The organism is Pseudomonas tremae, assembly GCF_001401155.1.
Classification (GTDB): domain Bacteria; phylum Pseudomonadota; class Gammaproteobacteria; order Pseudomonadales; family Pseudomonadaceae; genus Aquipseudomonas; species Aquipseudomonas tremae.
The window spans coordinates 1-631 of sequence record NZ_LJRO01000439.1; the positions used below are offsets into that span (position 1 = coordinate 1).

Below are 631 nucleotides of genomic sequence, written 5' to 3' on the forward strand. Positions count from 1 at the left end.
CTATCAGAGCGCCTACCTGTGCGAAATCATCCTCGGTGCCATTCAGGCGCTGCCGGCTGGTCAGTACGAAGCATCACGCGCGCTGGGCATGGGCTACATGCGCACCACGGTCTGGGTGATTCTGCCGCAAGCGCTGTACAACGCATTGCCAAGCCTGATCAGCCAGTTCATTTCGATCATCAAGGAAACGTCGCTGGGCTACGTGATCAACGTCCAGGAAGTGACCTTTGCCGCCAATCAGATCAATAACCAGCTGCTGACCAAGCCGTTTCAGGTGTTCTTCATTCTGGCGATCACCTACTACGTGCTGTGCTACGGCCTGACCCGGCTGGCCGCAGTGGTGGAACGGCGGATTGCCCGCAAACGGGAGGGCAGCGTGTCGCCTGCACCTGTTCCCCGGCCTTTGACTACCGATAATTGAGGGTTGCCCAATGCATCCGATGATCATGTTTTCCAGGATCAATAAGTGGTATGGCGAGTACCAGGCCCTGACCGATATCACCGCTGAAGTGCAGCGCGGCGAGGTGGTGGTGCTGTGCGGGCCCTCGGGCTCGGGCAAGTCGACACTGATCCGCACCGTCAACCGTCTTGAAGATGTTCAACAGGGCCAGATCCTGTTTGACGGCCACGA

General features: G+C 58.3%; 2 protein-coding genes. Both read left to right on the top strand.

From position 1 onward, the window contains the following. Positions 1-421: amino acid ABC transporter permease (locus tag ALO43_RS23750; RefSeq protein WP_157062361.1), on the top strand; the 421-nt coding region annotated here is incomplete at its 5' end. A gap of 19 nt (positions 422-440) precedes the next feature. Further along, a partial coding sequence (locus ALO43_RS23755) for an ATP-binding cassette domain-containing protein (RefSeq protein WP_162235620.1) occupies positions 441-631 on the top strand: 191 nt, incomplete at its 3' end.